This window comes from Janthinobacterium sp. LPB2021202312-11-4 (assembly GCF_037049705.1).
Taxonomy (GTDB): domain Bacteria; phylum Pseudomonadota; class Gammaproteobacteria; order Pseudomonadales; family Pseudomonadaceae; genus Aquipseudomonas.
This window is the reverse complement of record NZ_JBAGKV010000008.1, coordinates 51,632-76,018: the sequence shown is the minus strand read 5'-3', so window position 1 is coordinate 76,018 and position 24,387 is coordinate 51,632. Positions and strand designations below refer to the sequence as shown.

22 protein-coding genes are annotated in these 24,387 nt (G+C 60.4%); 9 read left to right on the top strand and 13 right to left on the bottom strand.

Annotated features, from left to right (window positions below; genetic code table 11):
* Positions 1–11 precede the first annotated feature (11 nt).
* From V5E99_RS11025 to miaB, 4 genes are all read right to left on the bottom strand, one after another.
* Complete coding sequence (locus V5E99_RS11025) at positions 12–851, bottom strand: CorC family transporter (protein WP_027924283.1); 840 nt, start codon at positions 849–851, stop codon at positions 12–14.
* 5 nt (positions 852–856) lie between these two features.
* A complete protein-coding gene (gene ybeY, locus V5E99_RS11020) occupies positions 857–1,351 on the bottom strand; it encodes an rRNA maturation RNase YbeY (RefSeq protein WP_201198143.1) in 495 nt (164 codons plus the stop codon).
* Positions 1,344–2,348, bottom strand: a complete 1,005-nt coding sequence (locus V5E99_RS11015; protein ID WP_499802489.1) for a PhoH family protein — start codon at positions 2,346–2,348, stop codon at positions 1,344–1,346. Before V5E99_RS11015 ends, ybeY begins: the two co-directional genes overlap by 8 nt.
* Positions 2,349–2,553: 205 nt before the next feature.
* A complete protein-coding gene (gene miaB, locus V5E99_RS11010) occupies positions 2,554–3,882 on the bottom strand; it encodes a tRNA (N6-isopentenyl adenosine(37)-C2)-methylthiotransferase MiaB (RefSeq protein WP_499802488.1) in 1,329 nt (442 codons plus the stop codon).
* 135 nt (positions 3,883–4,017) lie between these two features.
* Between miaB and V5E99_RS11005 the strand changes: the two genes are divergently transcribed.
* A complete protein-coding gene (locus V5E99_RS11005) occupies positions 4,018–4,347 on the top strand; it encodes a DUF1820 family protein (protein WP_007894425.1) in 330 nt (109 codons plus the stop codon).
* Between the two features lie 121 nt (positions 4,348–4,468).
* On the opposite strand, the gene V5E99_RS11000 is transcribed toward V5E99_RS11005, so the two are convergent.
* The 4 genes from V5E99_RS11000 to V5E99_RS10985 form a co-directional block, all read right to left on the bottom strand.
* Positions 4,469–5,023 carry a tetratricopeptide repeat protein gene (locus tag V5E99_RS11000; protein WP_499802487.1) on the bottom strand — a complete coding sequence of 185 codons (555 nt, stop codon included), beginning with the start codon at positions 5,021–5,023 and terminating at the stop codon, positions 4,469–4,471.
* Between the two features lie 224 nt (positions 5,024–5,247).
* Positions 5,248–6,531 (bottom strand): glutamate-1-semialdehyde 2,1-aminomutase, encoded by a 1,284-nt coding sequence (gene hemL, locus V5E99_RS10995; protein ID WP_499802486.1) that lies wholly within the window; start codon positions 6,529–6,531, stop codon positions 5,248–5,250.
* A gap of 17 nt (positions 6,532–6,548) precedes the next feature.
* Complete coding sequence (thiE, locus tag V5E99_RS10990; protein ID WP_499802485.1) at positions 6,549–7,172, bottom strand: thiamine phosphate synthase; 624 nt, start codon at positions 7,170–7,172, stop codon at positions 6,549–6,551.
* A gap of 32 nt (positions 7,173–7,204) precedes the next feature.
* Complete coding sequence (locus V5E99_RS10985) at positions 7,205–8,002, bottom strand: hydroxymethylpyrimidine/phosphomethylpyrimidine kinase (RefSeq protein ID WP_415771602.1); 798 nt, start codon at positions 8,000–8,002, stop codon at positions 7,205–7,207.
* Positions 8,003–8,352: 350 nt separating this feature from the next.
* Between V5E99_RS10985 and V5E99_RS10980 the strand changes: the two genes are divergently transcribed.
* The 4 genes from V5E99_RS10980 to V5E99_RS10965 all read left to right on the top strand — a co-directional run bounded on the left by V5E99_RS10980 (position 8,353) and on the right by V5E99_RS10965 (position 14,826).
* Positions 8,353–10,737: a 7TM diverse intracellular signaling domain-containing protein gene (locus V5E99_RS10980; RefSeq protein ID WP_499802484.1), complete on the top strand. Its 2,385-nt coding sequence runs from the start codon at positions 8,353–8,355 to the stop codon at positions 10,735–10,737.
* Between the two features lie 72 nt (positions 10,738–10,809).
* Entirely contained in the window at positions 10,810–12,456 is a 1,647-nt protein-coding gene (locus V5E99_RS10975) for an acyl-CoA dehydrogenase family protein (RefSeq protein ID WP_499802483.1), read from the top strand.
* Positions 12,457–12,654: 198 nt separating this feature from the next.
* Positions 12,655–14,118 (top strand): AMP nucleosidase, encoded by a 1,464-nt coding sequence (gene amn / locus V5E99_RS10970; protein ID WP_499802482.1) that lies wholly within the window; start codon positions 12,655–12,657, stop codon positions 14,116–14,118.
* A 66-nt stretch (positions 14,119–14,184) separates the two neighbouring features.
* Entirely contained in the window at positions 14,185–14,826 is a 642-nt protein-coding gene (locus V5E99_RS10965) for a pseudouridine synthase (RefSeq protein ID WP_499802481.1), read from the top strand.
* Here the strand turns inward: V5E99_RS10965 and V5E99_RS10960 are convergent.
* Both V5E99_RS10960 and V5E99_RS10955 read right to left on the bottom strand, forming a co-directional pair.
* Positions 14,821–15,027, bottom strand: a complete 207-nt coding sequence (locus V5E99_RS10960) for a DUF2788 domain-containing protein (protein ID WP_499802480.1) — start codon at positions 15,025–15,027, stop codon at positions 14,821–14,823. The two genes, V5E99_RS10965 and V5E99_RS10960, sit on opposite strands and share 6 nt — an antisense overlap.
* Before the next feature lie 228 nt (positions 15,028–15,255).
* Positions 15,256–15,735 (bottom strand): Lrp/AsnC family transcriptional regulator, encoded by a 480-nt coding sequence (locus V5E99_RS10955; RefSeq protein WP_042934386.1) that lies wholly within the window; start codon positions 15,733–15,735, stop codon positions 15,256–15,258.
* A 448-nt stretch (positions 15,736–16,183) separates the two neighbouring features.
* Between V5E99_RS10955 and V5E99_RS10950 the strand changes: the two genes are divergently transcribed.
* On the top strand, positions 16,184–17,275 hold the full coding sequence (locus tag V5E99_RS10950) for a DUF6515 family protein (RefSeq protein ID WP_499802479.1): 1,092 nt from the start codon (positions 16,184–16,186) through the stop codon (positions 17,273–17,275).
* Here V5E99_RS10950 and V5E99_RS10945 read toward each other — a convergent pair.
* On the bottom strand, positions 17,272–18,165 hold the full coding sequence (locus V5E99_RS10945; protein WP_499802478.1) for a cation diffusion facilitator family transporter: 894 nt from the start codon (positions 18,163–18,165) through the stop codon (positions 17,272–17,274). The two genes, V5E99_RS10950 and V5E99_RS10945, sit on opposite strands and share 4 nt — an antisense overlap.
* 29 nt (positions 18,166–18,194) lie before the next feature.
* Complete coding sequence (gene pmcY / locus V5E99_RS10940; RefSeq protein WP_499802477.1) at positions 18,195–18,614, bottom strand: periplasmic Zn2+ metallochaperone PmcY; 420 nt, start codon at positions 18,612–18,614, stop codon at positions 18,195–18,197.
* Between the two features lie 253 nt (positions 18,615–18,867).
* On the opposite strand from pmcY, the gene V5E99_RS10935 reads away from it, so the two are divergent.
* From V5E99_RS10935 to hrpB, 3 genes are all read left to right on the top strand, one after another.
* Positions 18,868–19,869, top strand: coding sequence for a hypothetical protein (locus V5E99_RS10935; RefSeq protein WP_499802476.1), 1,002 nt, complete (start codon positions 18,868–18,870; stop codon positions 19,867–19,869).
* Positions 19,863–20,615 (top strand): hypothetical protein, encoded by a 753-nt coding sequence (locus tag V5E99_RS10930; RefSeq protein WP_499802475.1) that lies wholly within the window; start codon positions 19,863–19,865, stop codon positions 20,613–20,615. Before V5E99_RS10935 ends, V5E99_RS10930 begins: the two co-directional genes overlap by 7 nt.
* A gap of 69 nt (positions 20,616–20,684) precedes the next feature.
* Complete coding sequence (gene hrpB / locus V5E99_RS10925) at positions 20,685–23,204, top strand: ATP-dependent helicase HrpB (protein WP_499802474.1); 2,520 nt, start codon at positions 20,685–20,687, stop codon at positions 23,202–23,204.
* 78 nt (positions 23,205–23,282) lie between these two features.
* Here the strand turns inward: hrpB and V5E99_RS10920 are convergent, their stop codons facing one another.
* Positions 23,283–24,362, bottom strand: coding sequence for an endonuclease/exonuclease/phosphatase family protein (locus V5E99_RS10920; RefSeq protein ID WP_499802473.1), 1,080 nt, complete (start codon positions 24,360–24,362; stop codon positions 23,283–23,285).
* Positions 24,363–24,387 lie beyond the last annotated feature (25 nt).

Below are 24,387 nucleotides of genomic sequence, written 5' to 3'. Positions count from 1 at the left end.
ATCCTTAGGAGTTACCGGGCAATTGGAGTCAGGCGCAGCAAATGAATCCGACGGCTGTCAGCATTCAAAATACGGAAACGATACGGGCCGATTTCAGTGATTTCGTTGCGTTTTGGCAAATGCCCGAACGCGCTCATCACCAGGCCGCCCACCGTGTCGAACTCATCATCGGAGAATTCGCTGTCGAAGAACTCGTTGAAGTTCTCGATCGGCGTCAGGGCCTTGATCAGGAAATCGCCGCTTGGCAGAGGCTTGATGTAGCTGTCTTCTTCGACGTCATGTTCGTCTTCGATGTCGCCGACGATTTGTTCCAGCACGTCTTCGATGGTCACCAGGCCGGCCACGCCGCCGTATTCGTCGATGACGATGGCCATGTGGTTATGGTTGGCGCGGAACTCGCGCAGCAGCACATTCAGGCGCTTGGACTCCGGCACGAAGGTGGCCGGGCGCAGCAGGTCCTTGATGTTGAAGCTGTCGCCGTTCTCCTTGAGGATCAACGGCAGCAAGTCCTTGGCCAGCAACACGCCCATCACGTCATCGTGGCTTTCGCCGATCACCGGGTAACGGGAGTGAGCCGAGTCGACCACGGCGGGCAGGAACTCGCGGGGTGTCTGGGTCGCCTTGATGCTGACCATTTGCGAGCGCGGGACCATGATGTCCCGCACTTGCAGGTCAGCCACCTGGATGGCGCCTTCGACGATGGCCAGCGCTTCGCTGTCCAACAGTTTGTTTTGGTGTGCGTCGCGCAGCAGCTCCAGCAGCTCCTGGCGGTTTTTCGGCTCGTGGGCAAAAGCCTGGGTGAGCTTACCCAGCCATGACTTCTGCCCGTTGCTCGATCGATCTTCGCTCATAGCGATTACTCTGAATCCTTTGTTGTAACGATAGGGGATGTTTCGGTTTCGTCGTCCGCGTAAGGGTCGGGATAACCCAACTCGGCAAGCAACGTTCGTTCCAGTGCTTCCATTTCCTCGGCTTCGTCGTCATCTATATGGTCGTAACCAAGCAGATGCAAGCAGCCGTGAATGACCAGATGCGCCCAGTGGGCCTTTAGTTCCTTGCCTTGTTCCGCAGCTTCGCGCTCGACTACCGCCACGCAGATCACCAGATCGCCCAGCAGGGGAATGTCGAGAAACTCGTCGGGAACATCGGCCGGGAACGATAAAACGTTGGTGGCGTAGTCTTTCTGGCGCCAAGTGAAGTTCAGCTCGCGGGCTTCTTCTTCATCGACCAAACGAATGGTCATTTCGGAATCGGCAGTGCGCTGGCGCAGGGCCAGTTCGCACCATTGGCGGAACTCGGCTTCGCTGGGAGCAGGCGCTTCGGTGGCCAGTTGCAGATCAAGCTCAAGCATCGTGGCGTTTATCCTTTGGCGCTTCTTCGGCGACGCGATTTTCGAAGCGCTCGTAGGCTTCGACGATGCGTTGCACCAGCGGATGGCGCACAACGTCCTTGGGCTTGAAGTGGGTGAAACTGATGCCCGGCACGTCTTTAAGCACTTCGATCACATGGTGCAGCCCGGACTTGGTGCCTTTTGGCAGGTCGACCTGGGTAATGTCACCGGTGATGACAGCGGTGGAGCCAAAGCCGATTCGGGTCAGGAACATTTTCATCTGCTCGACGGTGGTGTTCTGGCTTTCGTCGAGGATGATGAAGCTGTTATTGAGCGTGCGACCGCGCATGTAGGCCAGCGGCGCAACTTCGATCACCTGGCGCTCGATCAGCTTGGCCACGTGTTCGAAGCCGAGCATTTCGTAGAGCGCGTCGTACAGCGGGCGCAGGTACGGGTCGATCTTCTGCGACAGGTCGCCGGGCAGGAAACCGAGCTTTTCGCCCGCTTCAACCGCCGGACGCACCAGCAGGATGCGGCGAATCTGTTCCCGTTCCAGCGCGTCTACCGCGCAGGCAACGGCCAGATAGGTCTTGCCGGTACCGGCCGGGCCGATGCCGAAATTGATGTCGTTACCGAGGATTTCCTTCACGTAGCGCAACTGATTCAAGCCGCGAGGGCGAATCATGCCTTTCTTGGTGCGCAGGGCGACGGAGGGCTCGTTGGGGGAGACGTTGTCCATTTCCTCGACGGCGGATTCCTGCAGGAACAGGTGAACCGTATCCGGCGACAGCTCTGAACCTTTGGTTTCCCGGTACAGGCGGCGGATCAGGTTTTCCGCGGAGGTGGTGTGCTTGGGTTCGCCGATCAGTTCGAACTGGTTTCCGCGATTGCGGATCTCGATGGTCAGGCGCTGTTCGATCAAGCGCAAATGCTCGTCGAATTGCCCGCACAGATTGGCGAAGCGGCGGGCCTCAAAGGGCTCGAGAATAAAACGATGTGGTTCGATGGGTGCGTTCAAGGTCGTATTTAGCCGCCCTGGGGCAATTAAGATGAAATCAAGGATAACGCCAGTGGGCTGGGTGCGAAAGCTCTTAAATAACCAACGTCTGACACCGCCCTTGTAGGAGCGAGGCTTGCCCGCGAAGGCTGACTGACATTAAACAGATGAGTTGTCTGTCATGCCGCCTTCGCGAGCAAGCTTCGCTCCTACAGGTTTTGCGGTGTTATTGGATCAGCGAGCCACGCAACGAGTGCGGCTGTGCCGCGTCGATGTGCACGTCGGCGAACTGGCCGATCAGGGTTGGATTGTCGCAGCGGAAGTTGACGATACGGTTATTCTCGGTCCGGCCTTGCAGCTCGCCGGGGTCCTTTTTCGAATAATCGGTGACCAAAATGCGCTGGGTCGAGCCGACCATTTGTCGGCTGATCTCGAAACCCTGTTGGTTCAGGCGATGTTGCAGGGCGTTGAGGCGTTCTTTTTTCAGTTCTTCCGGCGTGTCGTCGGCCAGGTCGGCGGCCGGAGTGCCCGGGCGCTGGCTATAAACGAACGAGTAGGAGAAGTCGAAGCCGACGTCTTCGATCAGTTTCATGGTCTGTTCGAAGTCTTTCTCGGTCTCGCCCGGGAAGCCAACGATGAAGTCCGAACTGATGCAGATCCCCGGCACGGCGGCCCGCAGCTTGCGCAGTTTGGATTTGTATTCCAGGGCGGTGTGGTTGCGCTTCATCGCCGAGAGAATGCGGTCCGAACCCGATTGCACCGGCAAGTGCAGGTGTTTGACCAGTTCCGGCACGTCGGCATGAGCCTGGATCAGGCTGTCGGAGAACTCCAGCGGATGCGAGGTGGTGTAGCGAATCCGGTCGATGCCATCGACGGCGGCGACCACGCGGATCAGCTCGGCCAGATCCGCCAGGCGACCATCGTGGGTGGTGCCGCGATAACCGTTGACGTTCTGCCCCAGCAAGGTCACTTCACGCACGCCGTTCTCGGCCAGGTGAATGATCTCGGCGAGCACGTCATCGAACGGCCGGCTGACTTCCTCACCACGGGTGTAAGGCACCACGCAGAACGTGCAGTACTTGCTGCAACCTTCCATCACCGACACATAGGAGCTCGGGCCATCGATACGTGGCTCGGGCAGGTGGTCGAATTTTTCGATTTCCGGGAACGAGACGTCCACTTGCGGCAGCTTGGTGGCGCGGGCGGCGTCGATCATTTCCGGCAGGCGGTGCAGGGTCTGCGGGCCGAACACCACGTCCACGTACGGTGCGCGGTCACGGATGGCGGCGCCTTCCTGGCTGGCCACGCAACCGCCGACGGCGATCACCATGTCCGGGTTGGCCAGTTTCAATTCGCGCCAGCGGCCGAGCTGGGAATAGACCCGGTCCTGGGCGCGTTCGCGGATCGAGCAGGTGTTGAGCAGGATCACGTCGGCGTCTTCAGCGCGAGCGGTAACTTCCAGGGCCTGATGTTCACCCAGCAGATCGACCATGCGCGAGCTGTCGTACTCGTTCATCTGGCAACCGTGGGTTTCGATGTAAAGCTTCTTGGCCATGGATACAGTCATCACGTGATTCAAAGAACCGCGCATTATAGGGAACATGTCCCAAGGTTCCTACCGCTGTGCGTCCGGCGGCTATGCTATAGTTCGCGCCCTCATTTTTATCCCCCGATGTGTTGCCCGCCGACCATGACCAAACGTGAAGCCCCAATCTATAAGGTGATTTTCCTCAATCAGGGCCAGGTGTACGAAATGTATGCCAAGCAGATCTATCAAAGTGATCTGTGGGGCTTCCTGGAAGTGGAAGAGTTCGTCTTTGGCGAGCGCACGCAAGTGGTCGTCGATCCGAGCGAAGAGAAACTCAAGGCTCAGTTCGAAGGCGTGGTCCGCAGCTTTGTGCCGATGCATTCGATCGTGCGCATCGATGAAGTCGAGCGCCTGGGCACGCCGAAAATCAGCGAAGCCCGTGGCGCGGTCGGCAATGTGATGCCGTTTCCGATGCCGATGCCTGAGAAGTAAGACCGAGTCGCTCCCTTCGCGGGCAAGCCTCGCTCCTACAGGCATGCGTCGTTTTCACGGCGTGCATCAAACCTGTAGGAGCGAGGCTTGCCCGCAAAGCGTCAGCAGGAACGATGCAAATCTAAGGAAGAGGCGAAAACGGCGTACGCCCATCGGCGCTCTGCAATTCCATCAGATATTTACGGAAGATTTGCCCCAGCACCTGGGTCGCGACTTCCAGGTCTTCGCGCGGCATCTTCTCGGCGACTTCATCCGCCGTATCCAGCGCATCTTCTGCGCCGTTGACCGCAGCCATTTTCAACACGATATACGCCTGAACGTTATTGGCCGGTACGCCTTCGCCGTGGAAGAACATGGTGCCGAGTTTGAATTGCGCTTGGGCGTGGCCTTGCAGGGAGGCTTTTTCGAAGAAGGCCAGGGCCTTATTGAGATCGCGCGGCGTATTTTTGCCGTTGTAGTAGAACTCACCCAACTCGTATTGCGCTTGAGCATCCCCGTCATCAGACGCTTTCTGGCAGGCGGCAAGCGCTTGCGTCAGATCTTGCGGCTGAGTATTGAGGGTGCAGCGACCCATCGCTGGGATCAACAACGAGTTGCCGCCTGCTTGTGCGAGCGCGAGCAGGGGCTGAAGGAGCAACAGGCAGCCCAATGCAAGGGTGCGGCCGGTGCGGTTCATGGGAATCGACTTACCTCTGAAGGGCGCGCGGACCCATCGAGGGATCCAATAAGCGCGCATTATGAAATAAGCAGGGCCAACCTTACAAAGTCTTTACTCGTTTTTCTGCTGCGCGGGGAATATATCGCCCACTTTGCTGGAGATTATTGGCACAAGGGTAGGAAAAGACGCAGGAATGTAGGTAAAAGCTGACGCTGGCAATCGCCAACGTCAGCGGCACAGCGTTATTTCAGTGCGGCGAAGGCGCGCTCGGCGGCGTCCAGCGTCAGTTTCAATTCGGTTTCGCCGTGGGCGATCGAGGTGAAACCGGCTTCGAAAGCACTCGGCGCCAGGTACACGCCGCCTTCCAGCATCAGGTGGAAGAAGCGCTTGAACAGATTGGCGTCGCTGGACATCACGTCATCGAAGGTCACGATGTCGTCGGCGCCACTGAAGTACAGGCCGAACATCCCGCCCGCCTGAGTGGTCACGAACGGAATGCCGGCGGCATCGGCGCGCTGTTGCAGGCCGTCGAGCAGGCGGCTGGTGTAGTCGCTCAGCTCGGCGTGGAAGCCCGGACGGCTGATCAGGCGCAAAGTCGCCAGGCCAGCGGCCATGGCCAGCGGGTTACCGGACAAAGTACCTGCCTGGTACACCGGGCCGAGTGGCGCGATGTGCGACATGATTTCGCGTTTGCCGCCGAAGCAGCCTACTGGCATGCCGCCACCGATGATCTTGCCGAAGGTGCTCAGGTCCGGCGTCACGCCAAAGTGCGCCTGGGCGCCGCCGAGTGCGACGCGGAAACCGGTCATCACTTCGTCGAAAATCAGCACTACGCCGTGCTTGTCGCACAGGGTCCGCAGGCCTTCGAGGAAACCCGGCGCCGGTGGCACGCAGTTCATGTTGCCGGCCACCGGCTCGACGATGATGCACGCCACGGTCTGGCCGACTTCGGACAGCATGACTTCCACGGCGTCGATGTCGTTGAACGGCAGGGTCAGGGTGTGTTTGGCGAAGTCTGCCGGCACACCGGCCGAGCTTGGTACGCCTTGGGTCAGCAGGCCCGAGCCCGCTTTTACCAGCAGGCTGTCGGAGTGACCGTGGTAGCAGCCTTCGAACTTGATGATCGCGTCGCGGCCGGTGAAACCACGGGCCAGGCGAATCGCACTCATGGTCGCTTCGGTGCCGGAACTGACCATGCGCACCATTTCCATCGACGGCACGATCGAGCAGACCAGGTCGGCCATCTCGGTTTCCATCGCGGTCGGGGCGCCGTAGGACAAGCCGTGTTCCAACTGCTTACGCACCGCGTCCAGCACGTCCGGGTGGCTGTGGCCGAGGATCATCGGGCCCCAGGAACCGACGTAATCCACATAACGCTTGTCGTCTTCGTCGGTGACGTAGGCGCCTTCGGCGTGTTTGAAGAACAACGGCGTGCCGCCCACGCTCTTGAACGCGCGAACCGGGGAATTCACGCCACCGGGAATGTGTTTCTGGGCATTGGCAAACAGGGTTTCGGAACGAGACATGATCGGGCTCTCAAAAATCAGGATTTGAACAATTCGTTAAAGGCACGGGCGCGGCGGGTCACTTCAGCCGCGCTATCGGCGCCGAACAGGCCATGCACAACGGCCAGCAGATCGACCCCGTGGGCCACCAGCGGCGCGGCGTTGTCCAGGGTGATGCCGCCAATCGCACAGATTGGCAGGTGCAATTTGCTGCGGGCCTGGTCGAGCAAGTCGAGGCTGCAGGTCGGCGCGCCGGGTTTGGTGTTGGAGTTGAAGAAACGACCGAACGCGACATAACTGGCGCCTTCTTTGGCCGCTTGTTCGGCGAGTTCGAGTTGCGCGTGGCAGGTCGAACCGATGATGGCCTGGCGGCCGAGCAGGGCGCGGGCCGGGGTCAGCGGGCCGTCGGTCTGGCCCAGGTGCACGCCGACGTTCAGGCGCGCGGCCAGCTCGGCGTCATCGTTGATGATCAGTTGCGTCTTGTAGCGGTCGCACAAATCGCGCAGGGCTTGGGCCTCACGCAAACGGCGGGCCTCGTCGCTGCTCTTGTCGCGGTATTGCAGCAGGGTGACGCCGCCTTCCAGCGCCGCCTCCACGTACTCGAGAAATCTACCGGCCAGTAACTGGCTATCGGTGATGGCGTACAGGCCACGTAGTTTCATCGGACAAGCCTCTGCGCTTTACGCATCAAAAGTTACGAACAGAAATCCAGCGGCAGGCGGCGTGGCACGAACTGGCCTTTGCCTAGCTGCTCGGCATCACGCAGGGTGCGCCACGTGTAGTTAAGCGCGGTCTGCACGGCACTGGCGAGGTTTTCGCCCAAGGCCAGACGACCGGCGAGCGCGCTGGCCAGGGTGCAGCCGGAACCGTGATAACTGCCGGGCAAACGCTGGCAGGTAAAGGTTTCGCGGCGACCGTCGCGGCTGTACAGGCGATTGTGGATTTCGTGTTCATCGCCATGGCCGCCGGTGATCAGCAGGTGTTTGACGAAGGGCAGGAGTTTTTCAGCGCATTCGTCGGCGGTGCCTTCGGGCAGTTCGGCGAGGATGCGGGCTTCGGGAAGGTTAGGGGTGGCGATGATCGACAGGGGCAGCAGGCGTTCGCGCATGGCGTAGCCGACTTCGTCCTTGCCCAGGCGTCCGCCGCCGCCGGCGCGCAGCACCGGGTCGCAAACCACCGGCAAGTGCGGGTGCGCCGAGAGCAGTTCGACCACGGTGTCGACCATTTCCAGGGAACCGAGCATGCCCAGTTTCACGGCGGCGACTTCGGAGTCGTTGAGCACGGCATTGGCCTGGGCCAACACCCACTCACGGTCGAGCACGCGGAAGTCAGTGACATTGACCGTGTCTTGCACGGTCAGCGCAGTGACGGCCGGGGCCGCATGACAACCCTGAGCGAGCAGGGCTTCGATATCTGCCTGCAAGCCGGCGCCACCACTTGGGTCGTGGCCGGAGAGACAGAGGACAACGGGGCGAGAGCTGTAGATATTCATGGTGCGCGAGCTTACCACCAAAGCTGTTTTTTTCGATCGCAGGAAGATCAAAAGATCGCAGGCTTCGCCAGCGCCTACAGGAGCGGTGAGCAGGCCTCGATACTGCAGGCGCAGGCGAAGGCCGCGATCTTTTTTTTTAATCTGACCGGGCAAACAGCTCTATCTCAATGCATAGCGCTGAAACGCCCGTTCTAGAGCCTCTGTAGGAAAAATTTCAATGGTGTTCAATGGCCACCAGCGGCTATGCTAGAGTGGATCCAAACCAATAACAGGTAATACCGGTTTTACGTCTACTCAAAAGGAAAGGGGGGGCTTCCTGACACAACCGGACAGGCCACGCTGGGGCTTAAATGCGCTATTTGCTTATGTTGCTGTTGTGCTTGCCCCTCTTGGCGAGCGCCGTTGAATTTGACGAACACACCCAGAGCCTGCCCCTGGGTCGAGCCATGCAGGTATACGAAGACGCGGCCGGTCAGGCGACCATCGCCGATGTCCGTGCCCAAGCCGCAGCCGGAAATTTCAAAACCCACGATAAAGCCACGCTCAACGCCGGTTACTCGCGTTCGGTGTTCTGGCTGAAAATCGACCTGCAATACCGCCCGACCAACCCGGACGCACAACGCACCTGGCTGCTGGAACTGGCCTATCCGCCCCTCGATCACCTGGATCTGTATCTGCCGGATGCCGCTGGCCACTATCAGTTGATCCGCCGCACCGGTGACGCCTTGCCGTTTGCCAGTCGCGAGATCCGCCAGAACAACTACCTGTTCAATCTGGACTTCAAGCCCGACCAGACGCAAACCGTCTACCTGCGCCTGCAAAGCGAAGGCTCGATCCAGGCGCCGGTCACTTTGTGGTCAAGCACCGCTTACCTCGAAGAACAGCCGGTGCGCCTGTATATCCTGGGTCTGATCTACGGTGTATTGCTGGGGATGGTGGTCTACAACCTGTTCATCTTCCTGAGCGTGCGCGACACCAGCTACCTCTATTACATCTTCTATATCGCCTCGTTCGGCCTCTATCAGTTGTCGGTGAACGGCGCGGCCGTGGAGTATTTCTGGCCGAACAACCCTTGGTGGGCCAACGTCGCGACGCCATTCTTCATCGGCTGCGCCGGATTGTTCGGCAGCCAGTTCGCCCGCAGCTTCCTGCAAACCGCCCAGCACAGCCGTTGGCTCGACCGCTTGCTGTTGGGGTTGATTGTGTTTGGGGCACTGGTGGTCGGTTTGTCACTGATGACCAGTTACGCCCTGGCCCTGCGATTGGCGACGGCCCTGGCGCTGATCTTTACCGTGGTGATTTTTGCTGCCGGGATTTTCGCCTGGGTGCGCGGCTTGCGTGTAGCGCGTTATTTCATCATTGCCTGGTCGGCGTTTTTGCTCGGCGGCATCGTCAATACGCTGATGGTGCTGGGCTACCTGCCGAACGTGTTCCTGACCATGTACGCCAGCCAGATCGGTTCGGCTATCGAAGTGGCGCTGCTGTCCCTGGCGCTGGCCGACCGCATCAACGCCATGCGCGAGCAGCAGGCGCAAACCCTGGTCGATGCCGGCCAGAAGCTTGAAGTGCTCAACCAGCAACTGGCCCGCAGTAACAAGCTCAAGGACGAGTTCCTCGCGACCCTGACCCACGAATTGCGCACGCCGATGAACGGGGTGATCGGTTCGCTGGAGCTCATGCAAACCGTCGAGATGGACCCGGAGCTGGAGCAATACCAGCAAACCGCCGCCGGTTCGGCGCGGGACATGATGCGCATGGTCAACGGCATTCTCACCCTGACCGAACTGCAGGCCGGCAAGCTCAAGGCGTACCCGGACACGTTCAGCCTGCGCGGCATCGTTGAAAGCTTGCGCGCCCAGTTCGAGGGCAATGCGTCGGGCAAATCCCTGGACTTCAAGGTCGAGGTCACGCCGGGGTTGCCGGATCGGCTGCTCGGCGACAGCGCGAAAATGGCGCAATGCCTGGAGTGCCTGCTGGACAACGCCATCAAGTTCACTCGGGTCGGCGGTGTTGCGCTGCGGGTCACGGGCAAGACGCTGGAGAGTGGTCGGTTGGCCCTGACCTTTGCCGTGATCGACACCGGCATCGGCTTCACCGATCTGGGCGAGGCTACCCTGTATCAGCGCTTCTTCCAGCTCGACGGCTCCATGACCCGTGAATACGGCGGCCTCGGTGTCGGCCTGGCGATCTGTCGGCAACTGGTCGAATTGCTCGGCGGGCGCCTGACCCACCGCTCTGAACCGGGACGCGGCAGTCGTTTCCAGTTGGACGTCGAAGTCGAGTTGCCCGTGGTCGAGCGCACGCCAGTCCCCATGATGACCCGGGACTTCCCGCGTTTGCGCTTGCCGCAGGACTGCACGGTGCTGCTGGTGGATGACAACAGCATCAATCAATTGGTAATGCGCGGCATGTTGCTCAAGCTCGGGTTCCGGGTGCGCTCCGCCGACAGCGGCGCGACGGCCCTTGATCATTTGCAGCGTGAAACCTTCGATGTCGTCGTGCTCGATTGTCAGTTGCCGGCTCACGAAGGTGCATCACTGTGCTGCCAGATCCGCGCCTTGCCGGGTTGCGCCGAGTTGCCGGTGTTCATGGTCGCCCTGAACGTTGATCGCGAACATTGCCCGACCGGCGCGCTGATCGATTACCTGAGCAAACCGGTGAAATTCGAGGATTTGCAGGCGGCGCTCTACCGCCGGGTACTCTGTCCGAAACAAGGCGAAAGCGCCGACAGTTAGGCAGATATGACACTTTGTTCGGCCAGGAGCCAGTGCTTAACTGAACGCCTGGCTGACCAAAGGAGCCCCGTCATGAACCTGCATCAGTTCGCCGAAACCCACGAAGTCACCAACCAGCCACCGTCGCTGGACGGCACCAACCTCTATCGCATCGACCTGCCATTGCAGGAGTGGTCGCGGCGGTTTGGGGCTGGGTGGGCCGAGTCGCGGATCGACGCCTACGGTGCGTTGGCCGGCGGACCGCTGATGGCCGCCGGGTTCCTGGCCAATCAGAACAAACCCGTATTTGTCAGCCACGACCGTTATGGCCATCGCATCGATCTGGTTGAATTTCACCCGGCCTATCACGAACTGATGCGCACGGCGATCGAGCACGGCTTGACCTCATTGCCCTGGACCGATCCGCAATCCGGCGCCCACGTCGCTCGCGCCGCCATGAGTTACCTGCACAGTCAGGCCGAGGCCGGCAGCGGTTGCCCATTGACCATGACCTTCGCCAGCGTCCCGGCGATGCGCCTGCAACCGGACCTGGCCAAGCAATGGCTACCGAAAATCCTCGCCACTGAATACGACCCGCGCAATGTCGGCATGGCCCACAAGGCCGGCGTCACCCTCGGCATGGCCATGACCGAAAAACAGGGTGGCACCGACGTGCGGGCCAACACCACCAAAGCTTATCCGGTCGGTGCCAGCGGTCCGGGCCAGGCCTATGAACTGGTGGGGCACAAGTGGTTCTGTTCGGCACCGATGTGCGACGCCTTCCTGACCCTGGCCCAGACCGACAAGGGCCTGACCTGTTTCCTGTTGCCGCGCCATCGCCCGGACGACACGCGCAATCAGTTCTACATCCAGCGCCTGAAAAACAAACTCGGCAATTGCTCCAACGCTTCCAGCGAAGTTGAATTCCGTGGCGCGCTGGCGTGGATGGTCGGCGAAGAAGGCCGGGGTGTGCCGACGATCATCGAAATGGTCGCCATGACCCGTTTCGATTGCATGGTCGGTTCCAGCGCGCTGATGCGCCAGGCTTTGACCCAGGCCAGCCATCACTGCGCCCACCGCTCGGTCGGCGGCAAGTTACTCAGCGAACAACCGTTGATGCAAAACGTATTGGCCGACCTGGCCCTGGAAAGCGAAGCCGCCCTGGCGCTCAGCCTGCGCATGGGCAAGGCCCTGGATCATCTGGAGGACAGCCATGAAGCGAAGTTCGCCCGATTGGTGACGGCGGTGGGCAAGTACTGGATCTGCAAACGTGCGCCGGGAATGATCAACGAAGCCGCTGAATGCATGGGCGGTGCCGGGTATGTCGAGGAAAGCATCCTGCCGCGCTTGTACCGCGAGGCGCCGGTGAACTCTACGTGGGAAGGTTCCGGCAACGTGCAATGCCTCGACGTGCTGCGGGCCTTGTCGAAAGAGCCGGGTGTGCTGGACGTGCTGTTCAGCGAATTGGGCGATGGTCACGGCGACAAGCGTTTAGCCGCGCACATCAGCCAATTGCAGGCAGCGTTCAAGGACACCGGCGACATTCAATACCGTGCCCGTCAATTGACCGAAGACATCGCTCTGGGCTTGCAGGCCAAGTTGCTATTGGAAGCGGGGAATGCGGCGGTCAGTGATGCGTTCATCGCCAGCCGTCTCGGTTCGGCCGGGCGGGTATATGGCGCATTGCCCCGAGGGCTGGATGTGGAGGCGATCGTCGCGCGCTCGACGCCGCTCCTATAAACAACACCTACCCCTGTGGGCGCGGGTTTGCTCGCGAAAGCGGAGTGTCAGCCAACTTAAATGTTGAATGCGCATCCGCATTCGCTAGCAAGGGGGCTGCGGTGATCAAGGAAATTGTGTGTCAACACGCCACTGTTCCCGTGAAGCGATGATGCAGGCAAGATGAAGGTCTGCAAGTCAGAACACAGGAAGCTGATCGTGACCGAAGCGTTTATTGTCGTTCAAACCGCCGAACAAGCCGTCGACCGGCTCGCCGCCCTGCATGAGCGGGCTACTTCTGCGTTGAGCCAGGCGCTCAAGCGTTACCTCAAGGATCGTGTCGAACCGGACGCCGAACAGCGTGCGATGTTTCGTTATCCCGAGTTGCGTCTGACCTACCTCTGCCAGGGCGAAGTCCCACAAACCACCCGCGCCTACGCCAAGGTCCAGTTGCCGGGGACCTACAGTGTCACCGTCACCCACCCGGCGGCGTTCCGTAAATATCTGCTGGAACAACTGGTGCCGTTGATGCACGACTTCACCGTTACGGTGGAAGTTGGCGTCAGCCAGCAAAACATTCCGTATCCCTACGTGGTCGAGCAGGGCGATGAGCTGGCCGGTTCCGGCGTCACTGCCGCCGTGCTGGCGCGAGTGTTCCCGAGTACCGACCTGTCCGCCGCCACCGACGGCATCGCCGATGGCTTGTACGATTGGGAAAACACCGATCCGCTGCCGCTGGCGCTGTTCGATGCGGCGCGGGTAGATTTTTCCCTGCGCCGGTTGGTGCATTACACCGGCAGCGACTGGCGGCATGTGCAGCCGTGGATTCTGCTGACCAACTACCACCGCTATGTCGACCAGTTCATCGTCCATGGCCTGGAGCAGTTGCGCAGCGACCCGCGTTTTGTACGCATGGTCCTGCCGGGCAACGTGATCATCGAAAAGAGCATGGACCACGGCGAAGCCTCGGCAATTGCTGCCGGTGTGGTCTGGCACCGCTACCAGATGCCGGCCTATCACCTGATCGCCAGCGATGGCCACGGCGTGACGTTGGTGAACATCGGCGTCGGCCCGTCCAACGCCAAGAACATCACCGATCACCTGGCGGTGCTGCGTCCGCATTGCTGGCTGATGATTGGTCACTGCGGCGGCTTGCGTCAGTCCCAGACCATTGGCGACTACGTGTTGGCCCACGCTTATATGCGTCGCGACGGGATTCTCGACCGGGTCGTGCCGCCAAACATTCCGATCCCGGCCCTGGCCGAAGTGCAGATGGCGTTGCAACAAGCGGCAGCCAACATCACCGGCGAGAAGGGCGACGAACTGAAAAAACGCCTGCGCACCGGCACCGTGTTGACCTACGACGACCGTAACTGGGAGCTGCGCTGGGCCCAGGAGCGGCCGTTGATCAACCTGTCCCGCGCCGTGGCGGTGGACATGGAAAGCGGCACCATCGCCGCCCAGGGTTATCGCTTGCGGGTGCCGTATGGCACGTTGCTCTGTGTCTCGGACAAACCGTTGCACAGCGAAATCAAGTTGCCGGGTTCGGCCAATGCGTTCTATGAGCGAGCGGTCAGCCAGCACTTGAAGATCGGTATCGAGGCGGTGGATTTGTTGCGCACCGAACTCAACTCGTTGCACTCGCGCAAACTGCGCAGCTTCGACGAGCCGCCGTTCCGTTAATCGATGGTTATTTAGCGGTCAGGGCACTAGCATTGTCAGCCCTGACCGTTAGATGTTCTCGTTGCCATGTCTCGTCCTCCTCGTCCCGTTTCCCGCCGCCCTGGCGCGAAACCTGCGCCAACCCCTTCAGCCCCGCGCCGTGTCGCCAAAGCGCCACCGGCCGAGCCGAAACTGATTCTGTTCAATAAACCATTCGATGTGCTGACGCAATTCAGCGACGGCGAAGGGCGGGCGACGCTCAAGGACTACATCGAAATTCCGGGGATCTACCCGGCCGGGCGGCTGGACCGTGACAGCGAAGGCTTGTTGCTGCTGACCAACGATGGCCAGTTGCAAGCGCGAATCGCCGACCCGAAACACAAACTGGCCAAGACCTATTGGGTGCAAGTGGAAGGTGAGCCGAGCGCCGAGCAGTTGCAGTGCTTGCGCGATGGCGTCGAACTGAACGATGGCATGACCTTGCCCGCCGAAGCGCGGCAACTTGAAGAACCGGAGCTATGGCCACGCAACCCGCCGGTGCGCTTTCGCAAAAGCGTGCCCACAAGTTGGCTGGAGTTGGTGATTCGCGAAGGACGTAATCGTCAGGTGCGGCGCATGACCGCCGCAGTCGGCTTGCCGACGCTGCGGCTGGTGCGGATCAGAATCGGCGACTGGACGATCGAAGGGCTCGATCAGGGCCGGTGGAAGGAAGTGCCGGCGCGGTTATGAATGGTTTTCGATGTAAGCGATGACCACGCTTTTGATGATGAACGCGAAGATCCCCAGACCTAGCACGAAGAACAGAATGAAGGTGCCGAACTTGCCGGCCTTGGATTTCTTCGCCAGATCCCAGACGATGAAGCCCATGAAAATGATCAGGATGCTGACCAGGCCGGTCATCATCCACTCTTCGAATACGGCAGGGTCCATCGAACATCTCCAGCGCAGGCGGGGCTAAAAAGGGCCGGGCGAGTATACGCCTATGGGCAATGGCTGGGCATTGACCTGCGTCGGTGTGCCGCAGTCATTCGTCCGGCGGCCAGCCCCTGTAGGAGCTGCCGAGAGAAACGAGGCTGCGATCTTTTGATCTTGATTTTTAAGAGCAGGATCAAAAGATCGCAGCCTCGTTTCACTCGACAGCTCCTACGGAAGGAGTCATCAGTTTCGCAGGTGAGTCAACGGCAGTTCGGTGCTGTTGAGCACCTGGTTCAGCACAAAACTCGACCGCACGCTCGTCACGCCTTCAATCCGGGTCAGGTGCCCCAGCAGCAGTTTCTGATAGTGGTCCATGTCCGGCACCACCACTTTGAGCTGATAATCCGCATCCATCCCCGTCACCAAGCTGCATTCCAGCACCTGCGGCAAGGTGCGGATCGCCGCTTCGAAGTTTTCGAAACGCTCGGGCGTGTGGCGGTCCATGCCGATCAAGACGTAGGCCGTCAGGCTCAGGCCGAGCATCTTGCGGTCGAGCAGGGCAACCTGGCGGGAGATGTAGCCGTCGTCTTCCAGCTGTTTGACCCGGCGCGAGCACGGTGAAGGCGACAGGCCGATGCGTTCGGCCAGCTCCTGGTTGGAGATGCGCGCGTCGCGTTGCAATTCCGCCAAAATGCTCAGGTCGTATCGGTCGAGTTTGCTCATCAATCAGGCCTTTGTCATAACTATTGCGGCGGATTATCTATCCAGGGTTAAAAATTGCGCAAGTCATGTTTATTTGAGCAATCTTCGCAATCCTCTGCCTGCGCCCCAAGCCTATGCTTATCACCAGAATCACTGCTCGGACAAACAGTCCAAAGCGACTCGCCCAATCAGGCCTGTCGCGGCCGCCACCCCCACCGGGGATGTGCCGGCCTCCGAGCTGCACACTGTCCAGAAGACGGCGTGAGGTGAGCCAACGTCATAAGCGTTGAGCACGGACGAAGTTCTCAAAGGGAGGCCGACGGGTCTCCCTTTTTTATGGCGTGCGATTTTTCATCGTCTAAAGAAAGCGGCCCTCAATAAATAAGTTGCGCAACTGATAACCTGTTGCAGAACCGGCCTGTGCTTTTTCAGTCTTACGTACAGGCCCTAACCCGCAGTGAGGAAAAGCATGAAGTCGCGCATCTGGCGTTTGGCCGGTGTTGGTTTGCTGTGTGTAAGTGTCACTGCGCAATCGCTCGCCGATGAGCCGCAAAACCATGGTCCCGATAACGTACCGCACGGGCGGGATCATGAGCGCAACGAGCAGGGCCATGGCGGCAATAACCAGCCACGCCCGCAAAACGCGCCGCAACAGAATAATCAGCCGCGTCCGCAAAACAATCCGCAGCAGAATCAGCCGCGCCCGCAGAACAACGAAGTCATTCGTGGCGACAATAGCCGCCAGTTCGAGCACAACGGCCAGAATCAGAACGGCGGCCAATGGCAGAATCGTCAGCCGCACGATGCCGCCACCCAGGTTCGACCTGCACCGCCACCGCCGCAACTGCCCGCCAACAGCCTGCCGATCCAGGGCCGGCCCGACACCGTGCGCCAGACCCAGCAACCGCGCTACGGCAACTATCAGGACATCCCGCGCCGCAACGATAACAACCAGCACTGGCAGAACGGCAATCAGGGGCCGCGTCCCGATGATCATCGCTGGGAAGGTCGCCCGAGCGGGCACGGCAACGGTTGGGGTCCAGGCCCGCAGTATCGTCCCGGTCAGATGGTCGATCGTTTCCCGGATCGCAACTTCCGCGTGCCGTACCGTGGCCAGGATTACTTCTACTCCGGCGGCTACTGGTATCGCCCGCAAGGTCCGCGTTATGTCGTAGTGCAGCCACCGCGCGGGATTCGCGTGCATTACATGCCCGATTACGCCCGTGAAGTGTGGATCGGCGGTGCGTTGTTGTTCCTCGCGGCCGGTTCTTACTACGCCTACGAAGAAAGCACTCAGGATTATGTGGTGGTCGAGCCGCCCGTCGGCGCGCCGCAACCGCAACCTGCCAGCAACGGCTATGACGTGACGGCGTATCCCGCCAACGGTCAGTCCCAAGAGCAGATCGCTCAGGACGGTTACGATTGCTCGCAGTACGCCGTGCAGCAGAGTGGCTTCAACCCGCAAACCGCGACTTACCAACCCGACCCGTCGGTGGTGCAAGCCTACCGCCAGGCCGAGGGCAACTGCCTGAGCAGTCGCGGTTATCAGGTGAGCTTCTAAGCCTTCGCGGCCATGACCACTTCCTGCGGGTCGGCGTGCACCAGCACTTCGGCTCGCGGGTAAGCGGCGTGAATCGCATCGGCGGCTTGATCGCTGATGCCATGAGCCACTGACAGCGTCAGCTCCCCCGGCAACTCCAGGTGCAACTGCACAAACCAGTGATTGCCGGAAATCCGCGTGCGCAAATCATGCGCGCCCAACACCCCCGGTACGCTACAGGCCAGTTCCAGCATGTGCTGGCTCACGTCCGGTGGCAGTTCTTCATCCATCAGCACCGCAAAACTTTCCCGGGCGATTTGCACCGCGCTCCAAAGGATGTACGCGGCAATCCCCAAACCGAACCAGGCGTCGAGTTGATGCCAGCCGAACCCGGCCAATACCAGCGCCACCAGAATGCTGCCGTTGAGCATCATGTCGGAGCGGTAATGCAGCGAGTCGGCGCGCACCGCGTTGGAGCCGGTTTCGCGAATCACCCGGTGTTGCAGCATCAGCAACGCCAGGGTCAGGACAAGGGAAAAGAGGATCACCCCGATGCTGATCCACGGCGCGCCGACCGGTTCCGGGTGCTTCAACCGCTCGAAGGCCTGCAACGCAATCAACACCGCACTGCCGCCGATAAACAACGCCTGGGCCATGCCCGACAGCGATTCCGCCTTGCCGTGGCCGTAACGATGATCGTCATCGGCCGGGCGCAAGGCGTAATGCACCGCCAGCAGATTAAGCAGCGAGGTGATGCCGTCGAGTGCCGAGTCGGTGAGCCCGGCGAGCATGCTCACCGAGCCACTCAGCCACCAGGCGATGGCTTTGGCGATGATCAACGTGCACGCCACCGCCACGGAGGCGCGGGTCGCCAGCCGCAATAGACGGGCGTGTTCGGGGCTGGTGGTCATAGGTGCGGCTTTTCCTTTAAGGGCACGGATTACGCGGCAGGTTGCAGGCCGAACATGGCCAACTGCTGGGTGCTGCCCTTGTGCTGGATCAGGCGTGGGTCGTCCAGCGGGAAGCTGCGGCCCAGTTCGGTTTCAAGAATAGTCTGCAACTTGCGGTTATCGACCTGGCCGTCCGAGCCGATGGCTTCTTTGAGTTTTTCCGGTGCCACTTGCGCGGTCTTGCCCGGTTCGAAATAAATCGCCCCGGTGGTGAAGTCCACGGCGAAGGCGATCAGGCCAGGGATGATGTAGAACAGCAGGCCCACGGCATCGAGCACGGCGATGGCCGGGTCGATCTTGCCATCGATCTGGCCGCGACGATCGGGGTAGAAAATCGAACCGCAGGCCGTTACCTGGGTCAGCAGGGTGGCGACCAGTACACCGCCAATCAGGCGAAAAGGAACACGCATGGAAAATCTCCTGAGTCATCAATAAACGAAGTGTCGTCGATATGAATTAGGACCGCGACAAACGCTTGGCAGTTCGCCGTTATACTCGGCCCTCTGTTTGGGAGCCAGCATGATTTCTTTGCCGATAGACGAAGTTTTACCCGCCCTGCGTGAAGCCTTGGCGACACACACTGATCTTGATCAGGGTAACGCGTTAATTGCTCGGTAACATCTTCGCTGTTACTGTGCGAAAACCATGTTACTAGGCGCCGCAATGAAAACCAGCCGACAAGAAATTCAAAATTACTTCGAGTCGATTTTCGGGGCCAGGCCCGAGATCAAACGCTGGGCGAAGTCCAAGGGGTTACCTTTCTATCTGTTGGATGAATACGCCTTCGACACCGTGACGCTTTTTGGTTGCGAGATCCTTGTGCTGCTTGCTCACGAACCTTTTGAGAATGCGGCGAAGATCCGCAAGCACCTCGATATCCTGAAAAAAACCGTAGATCACCCAATTCTCTATGCGACCGGCGCGCTTAAATCTTTTGAACGCAAACGTCTTATCGAATCCGGTATTGAGTTCGTTGTGCCTGGCAATCAGCTTTTTGCTCCACGACTTGGATTGGATCTACGCGAGTTCTATAGAAGCCGACCGCTCGAAAAAAACGCCCTGAGCCCTGCGAGCCAGGCGTTGCTCATCGGAGCCATTATTCGTGGCTGGGATGAGGATTATTTGTTTCGAGGTGTAGACCTGGCTGATCTGGAGCGGTACTCCAAAATGACCACGTCGAGGGCGATGAAAGAGTTTCAATCGTTCGGGTTGATAGAGCCCGTCGTCAATGAAAAGTCACCGCGCTGGCGATTTGTCGCGCCTGCGAAAACCCTCTGGGAAACAGCCCTGCCCTTGATGCAGAGCCCGGTAAAACGTGTGGTTTATTCCGACTGGCAGCCTTCGGTACAGCGAACAGCCGGGCTATCGGCGCTCAGCAACATGTCCCTGCTGGAAAAGCCGTCGATCCCGGTTATCGCGTTCACTAAAGAAGAATGGGACCTGGAGCTTCGGCGTTCGGGCCGCAAAGAAGTCGACCCGTTCGATAACGCACTATTCAAGATTGAAATCTGGAGTTACTCACCTGATCACAGTCGCGGCGAAACCTGTGTTCCAGTGTCGAGCCAGTGCGTTGATCCCTTCTCTCTCTTTCTCAGCCTGAGGGACGACGCGGACGACAGAGTCCAGATCAGTCTTGATGAAATGATGGAGAAGATCGAATGGTAAAAGGGTTGGATACCTTTCGCGCAGCCTTCGCCGGCTACGGTGATCGATATGTACTCATTGGCGGCGTTGCGGCTAGCCTGACACTTGAAGAAGCTGGCATTACGTTTCGGGCGACACGGGATCTGGACATCGTTCTGATCATTGAGGCTTTGGATAACGTGTTCGGTGCTGAATTCTGGGCGTTTGTAAGACGTGGAGGTTACACGGAACGTCAGGCGCTTGATGGGCCGACCAGGCGCTACAGATTCGGCAATCCCACCGATGACCGCTACCCCGTACTTCTGGAGTTGTTCTCGCGAGCCCCGGAAGGGTTACTGCTGCCAGGAGACGCACATCTGACGCCACTACCAGTAGACGGAGATATTTCCGATCTGTCCGCCATTTTGCTCGACGACGCCTATTACGCATTCATCGTGGCGGGGCGCAATGACACCGAAGATCTTTCCTATATCGGTGCCGATCGACTGATCCCGCTCAAGGCACAGGCATGGAGCAATCTCAGCCGCCCGGAGTGCGAAGAGCCGAATGCTGCTCGCAAGAGCGGTAAACATCTAAAGGACATCATTGTTCTGTCTGGCCTGCTGTCGGCGGAGACTCAAATCGATCTGCCTGAAAGCATCGCGCAAGACCTGCGGCAGTTTCTGAATGTCATGCCTTCCCTGAGCGTTGACCTGAAAGCCATCGGGCTACGTGGAGTGACGTTGGTGGACGTTGCGGGACGGATACGCAGCGCATTCAATCTCTAGTTTCTGAACACCCGGCTGCTTGGGCCGAGTGCTTCGTCGTTATACTGCGCGGCTTGCCTGGGAGCCAGCATGATTTCTTTGCCGATTGACGACGTTTTACCCGCCCTGCGTGAAGCCTTGGCGACACGCCACGAAGCCGTGCTCGAAGCACCGCCCGGCGCCGGTAAAACCACCCGCGTGCCGTTGGCCTTGCTCCATGAGCCGTGGCTGGCGGGGCAGACGATTCTGATGCTCGAACCCCGTCGCCTGGCGGCGCGGGCGGCGGCGGAGCGCTTGGCCAGTGAGCTGGGTGAGAAGGTCGGGGAAACCGTCGGCTATCGCATTCGCCTCGACAGCAAAGTCGGGCCCACCACCCGCATCGAAGTGGTCACCGAAGGCATTCTTACCCGGCGCTTGCAGGATGATCCGGCGCTGGACGGCGTCGGTTTGCTGATCTTCGATGAGTTTCACGAACGCAGCCTCGACGCCGACCTGGCGCTGGCCCTGAGCCTCAATGGCCGGGAACTGTTTCGCGAAGATCAACCGCTGAAAATCCTCCTGATGTCGGCCACCCTGGAAGGCGAACGCCTGGCCGGGTTGCTTGATGACGCGCCGATCCTGCGCAGCGAAGGCCGGATGTACCCGGTGGTGATGCGCTGGGGCCGACCATTCCAGCCCGGCGAGTTCATCGAGCCGCGTCTGGTGCAAACCGTCCTCGAAGCCTTGAATGACGAAACCGGCAGCGTGCTCGTGTTTCTGCCGGGGCAAGCGGAAATCCGTCGCGTGCATCAACAACTCGCCGATGCCTTGGGCGAGAGCACGCAGGTGCTGCTGTGCCCGTTGCACGGCGAACTGGATCTGGCCGCGCAACGCGCCGCCATCGATCCGGCCCCGGCCGGCAAACGCAAAGTGGTGCTGGCCACCAACATCGCCGAGACCAGCCTGACCATCGACGGCGTGCGCGTGGTGATTGACGCCGGGTTGGCGCGAGTACCGCGTTTCGACCCCGGCAGCGGCATGACCCGCCTCGACACCCAGCGCATCTCCCGCGCCAGCGCCACCCAGCGCGCCGGCCGGGCCGGGCGTCTGGAGCCTGGCGTGTGTTATCGCCTGTGGTCGCAGGATCAGCACGAACAATTGGCGGCGTACGCCAGTGCGGAAATTCTTTCGGCGGACCTCGCCGGTCTCGCGTTACAACTCGGTCGCTGGGGCGTCGCGCCGGGGCAACTGGTATGGCTCGACGTACCGCCCGCCGCCGCGTATGCACAGGCGCAGGACCTGCTCGATCGCCTCGGCGCACTGGACGGCGAAGCGCTGACCCGTCATGGCCAGGCCATGGCCGAGTTGCCGGCGCATCCACGGATCGGCCATTTGCTGTTGCGCGGTCAGGCGCTCGGGTTGGCGGACATGGCGTGCGACGTTGCGGCCCTGCTCGGTGAGCGGGATATCTTGCGCGGTGCCGGGGCGGATCTGCACAGCCGATTGGCGCTGTTGTCCGGCGAAGAGCGTGCCGCACGCGGTGCCCAGGGCGGCGTGCAGCGGGCTCGGCAACTGGCGCGGCAATATCGTGGTTACTTGCGCGGTAAGGCCTCGGCGCCGGTCAGCGATCCGGATCACCCGCGTTGGCTCGGCGCATTGTTGGCGTTGGCCTATCCGGATCGCGTCGCGCAGCAGCGGCGGGCCGGTGGCGCGGAGTATCGGTTGGCCAATGGCCGGGCGGCGTTGTTCGCCGAGGCCGACAGTTTGATGAAACAGCCGTGGTTGGTGATTGCCGATCTGGGCAGTCGGCAGGGTCAGCGTGAAGAGCGGATTTACCTGGCGGCGGATTTCGATCCGGCGTTGTTCGATTCGGTGTTGGACGAGCAGGTGCGCTGCGTCGATCAACTGGACTGGGACGAACGCGAAGGCGTGTTGCGGGCCGAGCGGCAGCGCAAGGTCGGCGAGTTGATCCTCAGCCGCGAACCCTTGACCGGCCTCGACGAAACCGCCCGCAGCCAGGCGCTGGTCAACCTGGTGCGGCGCAAAGGCCTGGAGCTGTTGCCGTGGACCCCGGAGCTGCGGCAGTGGCAGGCGCGGGTGGCGTTGTTGCGTCAGCTCGACCTTGGCGCAAAGGCTGAAAGTGAATGGCCGGATGTCAGCGACGCCGCGCTGCTTAAAAACCTCGAACACTGGTTGATGCCGTACCTGGGCAAAGTCTCGCGTCTCAGTCACTTCGCCAATCTGGACCTGTCGAGCATTGTGCATAACCTGCTGCCGTGGCCGTTGCCGCAACGGCTGGATGAACTGGCGCCGCATCATCTGAGTGTGCCGTCCGGTTCATCGATTCGCCTGGACTACAGCGAGCAGCCGCCGATTCTGGCGGTGCGCTTGCAGGAACTGTTCGGCCTGGCCGAAACCCCGCGCATCGCCGGCGGCCGGCAAGTGGTGAAATTGCATCTGCTGTCCCCGGCGCGGCGGCCGGTGCAGGTGACGCAGGACCTGGCGAACTTCTGGCGCAGCACCTACGCCGAGGTGAAGAAGGATTTGAAGGGGCGTTATCCGAAGCATTATTGGCCGGATGATCCGTTGGTGGCCGAGGCGACGGCACGGATCAAACCGCGTAAAAGCTGAAGGTCAAGAGATCGCAGCCTTCGGCAGCTCCTACAGGTATTCGCATGCCATGCAGGCGCTGCCGAAGGCTGCGATCTTTTAGGGCGCGGCAGGCAACAGGAACCGTGCAATCACCGGCAAATGATCGGAGATGCGCAACGTATCGTCCTGCCTCACCGTCGCTTCGACCCGTTTGATCCGAGGGCTGTAGAACAGGTAATCGACGGTGCGGTCCGGGCCGTTCAAACCGGGATCGTTCGGGTAATGGGTCAGCCATTGCGCCCGATCGATACCACTGGCTTCGTTGTTGGTGGGGATCATCGGGTATTTGTCCCACAGCACATGCAGCGCACTGTCGGCGACGTAGGGCGTGCGTTGCTCGGTGGGCAGGCGTCGATACTGGCCCAGCGGCAACAGGTTGAAATCCCCGCCAATCAACCACGGCGTACCGCGACTTTCGTATTTGTCGAGCACCTTGGCCACCGCTGTCACTTGGGCTTGAAGGGTGTCGTCCGGCTGGAGGGCGCGGTCCAGGTGCGTGTTGAGCACCGCAATCTGCCCACCATCGCTTAACGGCAGATAAGTGACCAACAAGGCGTTTTTCGGTTTGAACTGACGGCTGATGAAGTTGGCCGGCGCCACTGGCAATTGCAGGCGTTCGGCATGTTCGACCTGATAGCGACTCAGCGTCGCCAGTTGCCGGCCGACACTGCCGAAAATGTGCGGCTCCGGGACGAAGTCAGCTTTCCAGTCGAAGGCGTGGGCCGTGCATGGATAGAGGTCGGCGACCCGTTCCTGCAACAACTTGAACTGATCCTGGTAATCGCTGGCCTTGGCGCCGTCGTCGAGTTCTTGCAACAGCACAATGTCCGGTTGCTCGTCGCGAATCACCCGCGCCACTTCGTCGAGGCTGAACGCCATGTCTTCCAGCGTGGGTTTTTCGTCGTCGCCCTGGGCCAGGTCGTTCCAGAACACATAGCGTTTGCCCGCCAGGTACTGGACGTTCCAGGTCATGACTTTCAACGCCTGGCCGGGCACCAGGGTCGGTGCCTTGGCGTTGCAACTGACCGGCAACACTTCCTTGGCGTCGGGGCGCCAGGTCACGCTGTAGATCAGCAGGCCGATCAGGCCGAGGACAATCAGCACAATTAACAGGGTGTAGCGCAGTAGACGGGTCATGGCTCGGCTTATAGCGTTACAAAGA

Bases quoted from the DNA above. Each gene is read 5' to 3' on its own strand.
- V5E99_RS10950 (WP_499802479.1), top strand. From the start codon at position 16,184: ATGAAGTCGCGCATCTGGCGTTTGGCCGGTGTTGGTTTGCTGTGTGTA.
- V5E99_RS10935 (WP_499802476.1), top strand. From the start codon at position 18,868: ATGAAAACCAGCCGACAAGAAATTCAAAATTACTTCGAGTCGATTTTC.
- V5E99_RS10955 (WP_042934386.1), bottom strand. From the start codon at position 15,735: ATGAGCAAACTCGACCGATACGACCTGAGCATTTTGGCGGAATTGCAA.
- V5E99_RS11005 (WP_007894425.1), top strand. From the start codon at position 4,018: ATGACCAAACGTGAAGCCCCAATCTATAAGGTGATTTTCCTCAATCAG.
- V5E99_RS10980 (WP_499802484.1), top strand. From the start codon at position 8,353: ATGCGCTATTTGCTTATGTTGCTGTTGTGCTTGCCCCTCTTGGCGAGC.
- V5E99_RS10930 (WP_499802475.1), top strand. From the start codon at position 19,863: ATGGTAAAAGGGTTGGATACCTTTCGCGCAGCCTTCGCCGGCTACGGT.
- V5E99_RS10960 (WP_499802480.1), bottom strand. From the start codon at position 15,027: ATGGACCCTGCCGTATTCGAAGAGTGGATGATGACCGGCCTGGTCAGC.
- V5E99_RS10965 (WP_499802481.1), top strand. From the start codon at position 14,185: ATGTCTCGTCCTCCTCGTCCCGTTTCCCGCCGCCCTGGCGCGAAACCT.
- V5E99_RS10975 (WP_499802483.1), top strand. From the start codon at position 10,810: ATGAACCTGCATCAGTTCGCCGAAACCCACGAAGTCACCAACCAGCCA.
- hrpB (WP_499802474.1), top strand. From the start codon at position 20,685: ATGATTTCTTTGCCGATTGACGACGTTTTACCCGCCCTGCGTGAAGCC.
- V5E99_RS10920 (WP_499802473.1), bottom strand. From the start codon at position 24,362: ATGACCCGTCTACTGCGCTACACCCTGTTAATTGTGCTGATTGTCCTC.
- V5E99_RS11000 (WP_499802487.1), bottom strand. From the start codon at position 5,023: ATGAACCGCACCGGCCGCACCCTTGCATTGGGCTGCCTGTTGCTCCTT.
- ybeY (WP_201198143.1), bottom strand. From the start codon at position 1,351: ATGCTTGAGCTTGATCTGCAACTGGCCACCGAAGCGCCTGCTCCCAGC.
- miaB (WP_499802488.1), bottom strand. From the start codon at position 3,882: ATGGCCAAGAAGCTTTACATCGAAACCCACGGTTGCCAGATGAACGAG.
- V5E99_RS10985 (WP_415771602.1), bottom strand. From the start codon at position 8,002: ATGAATATCTACAGCTCTCGCCCCGTTGTCCTCTGTCTCTCCGGCCAC.
- hemL (WP_499802486.1), bottom strand. From the start codon at position 6,531: ATGTCTCGTTCCGAAACCCTGTTTGCCAATGCCCAGAAACACATTCCC.
- pmcY (WP_499802477.1), bottom strand. From the start codon at position 18,614: ATGCGTGTTCCTTTTCGCCTGATTGGCGGTGTACTGGTCGCCACCCTG.
- V5E99_RS10945 (WP_499802478.1), bottom strand. From the start codon at position 18,165: ATGACCACCAGCCCCGAACACGCCCGTCTATTGCGGCTGGCGACCCGC.
- thiE (WP_499802485.1), bottom strand. From the start codon at position 7,172: ATGAAACTACGTGGCCTGTACGCCATCACCGATAGCCAGTTACTGGCC.
- V5E99_RS11025 (WP_027924283.1), bottom strand. From the start codon at position 851: ATGAGCGAAGATCGATCGAGCAACGGGCAGAAGTCATGGCTGGGTAAG.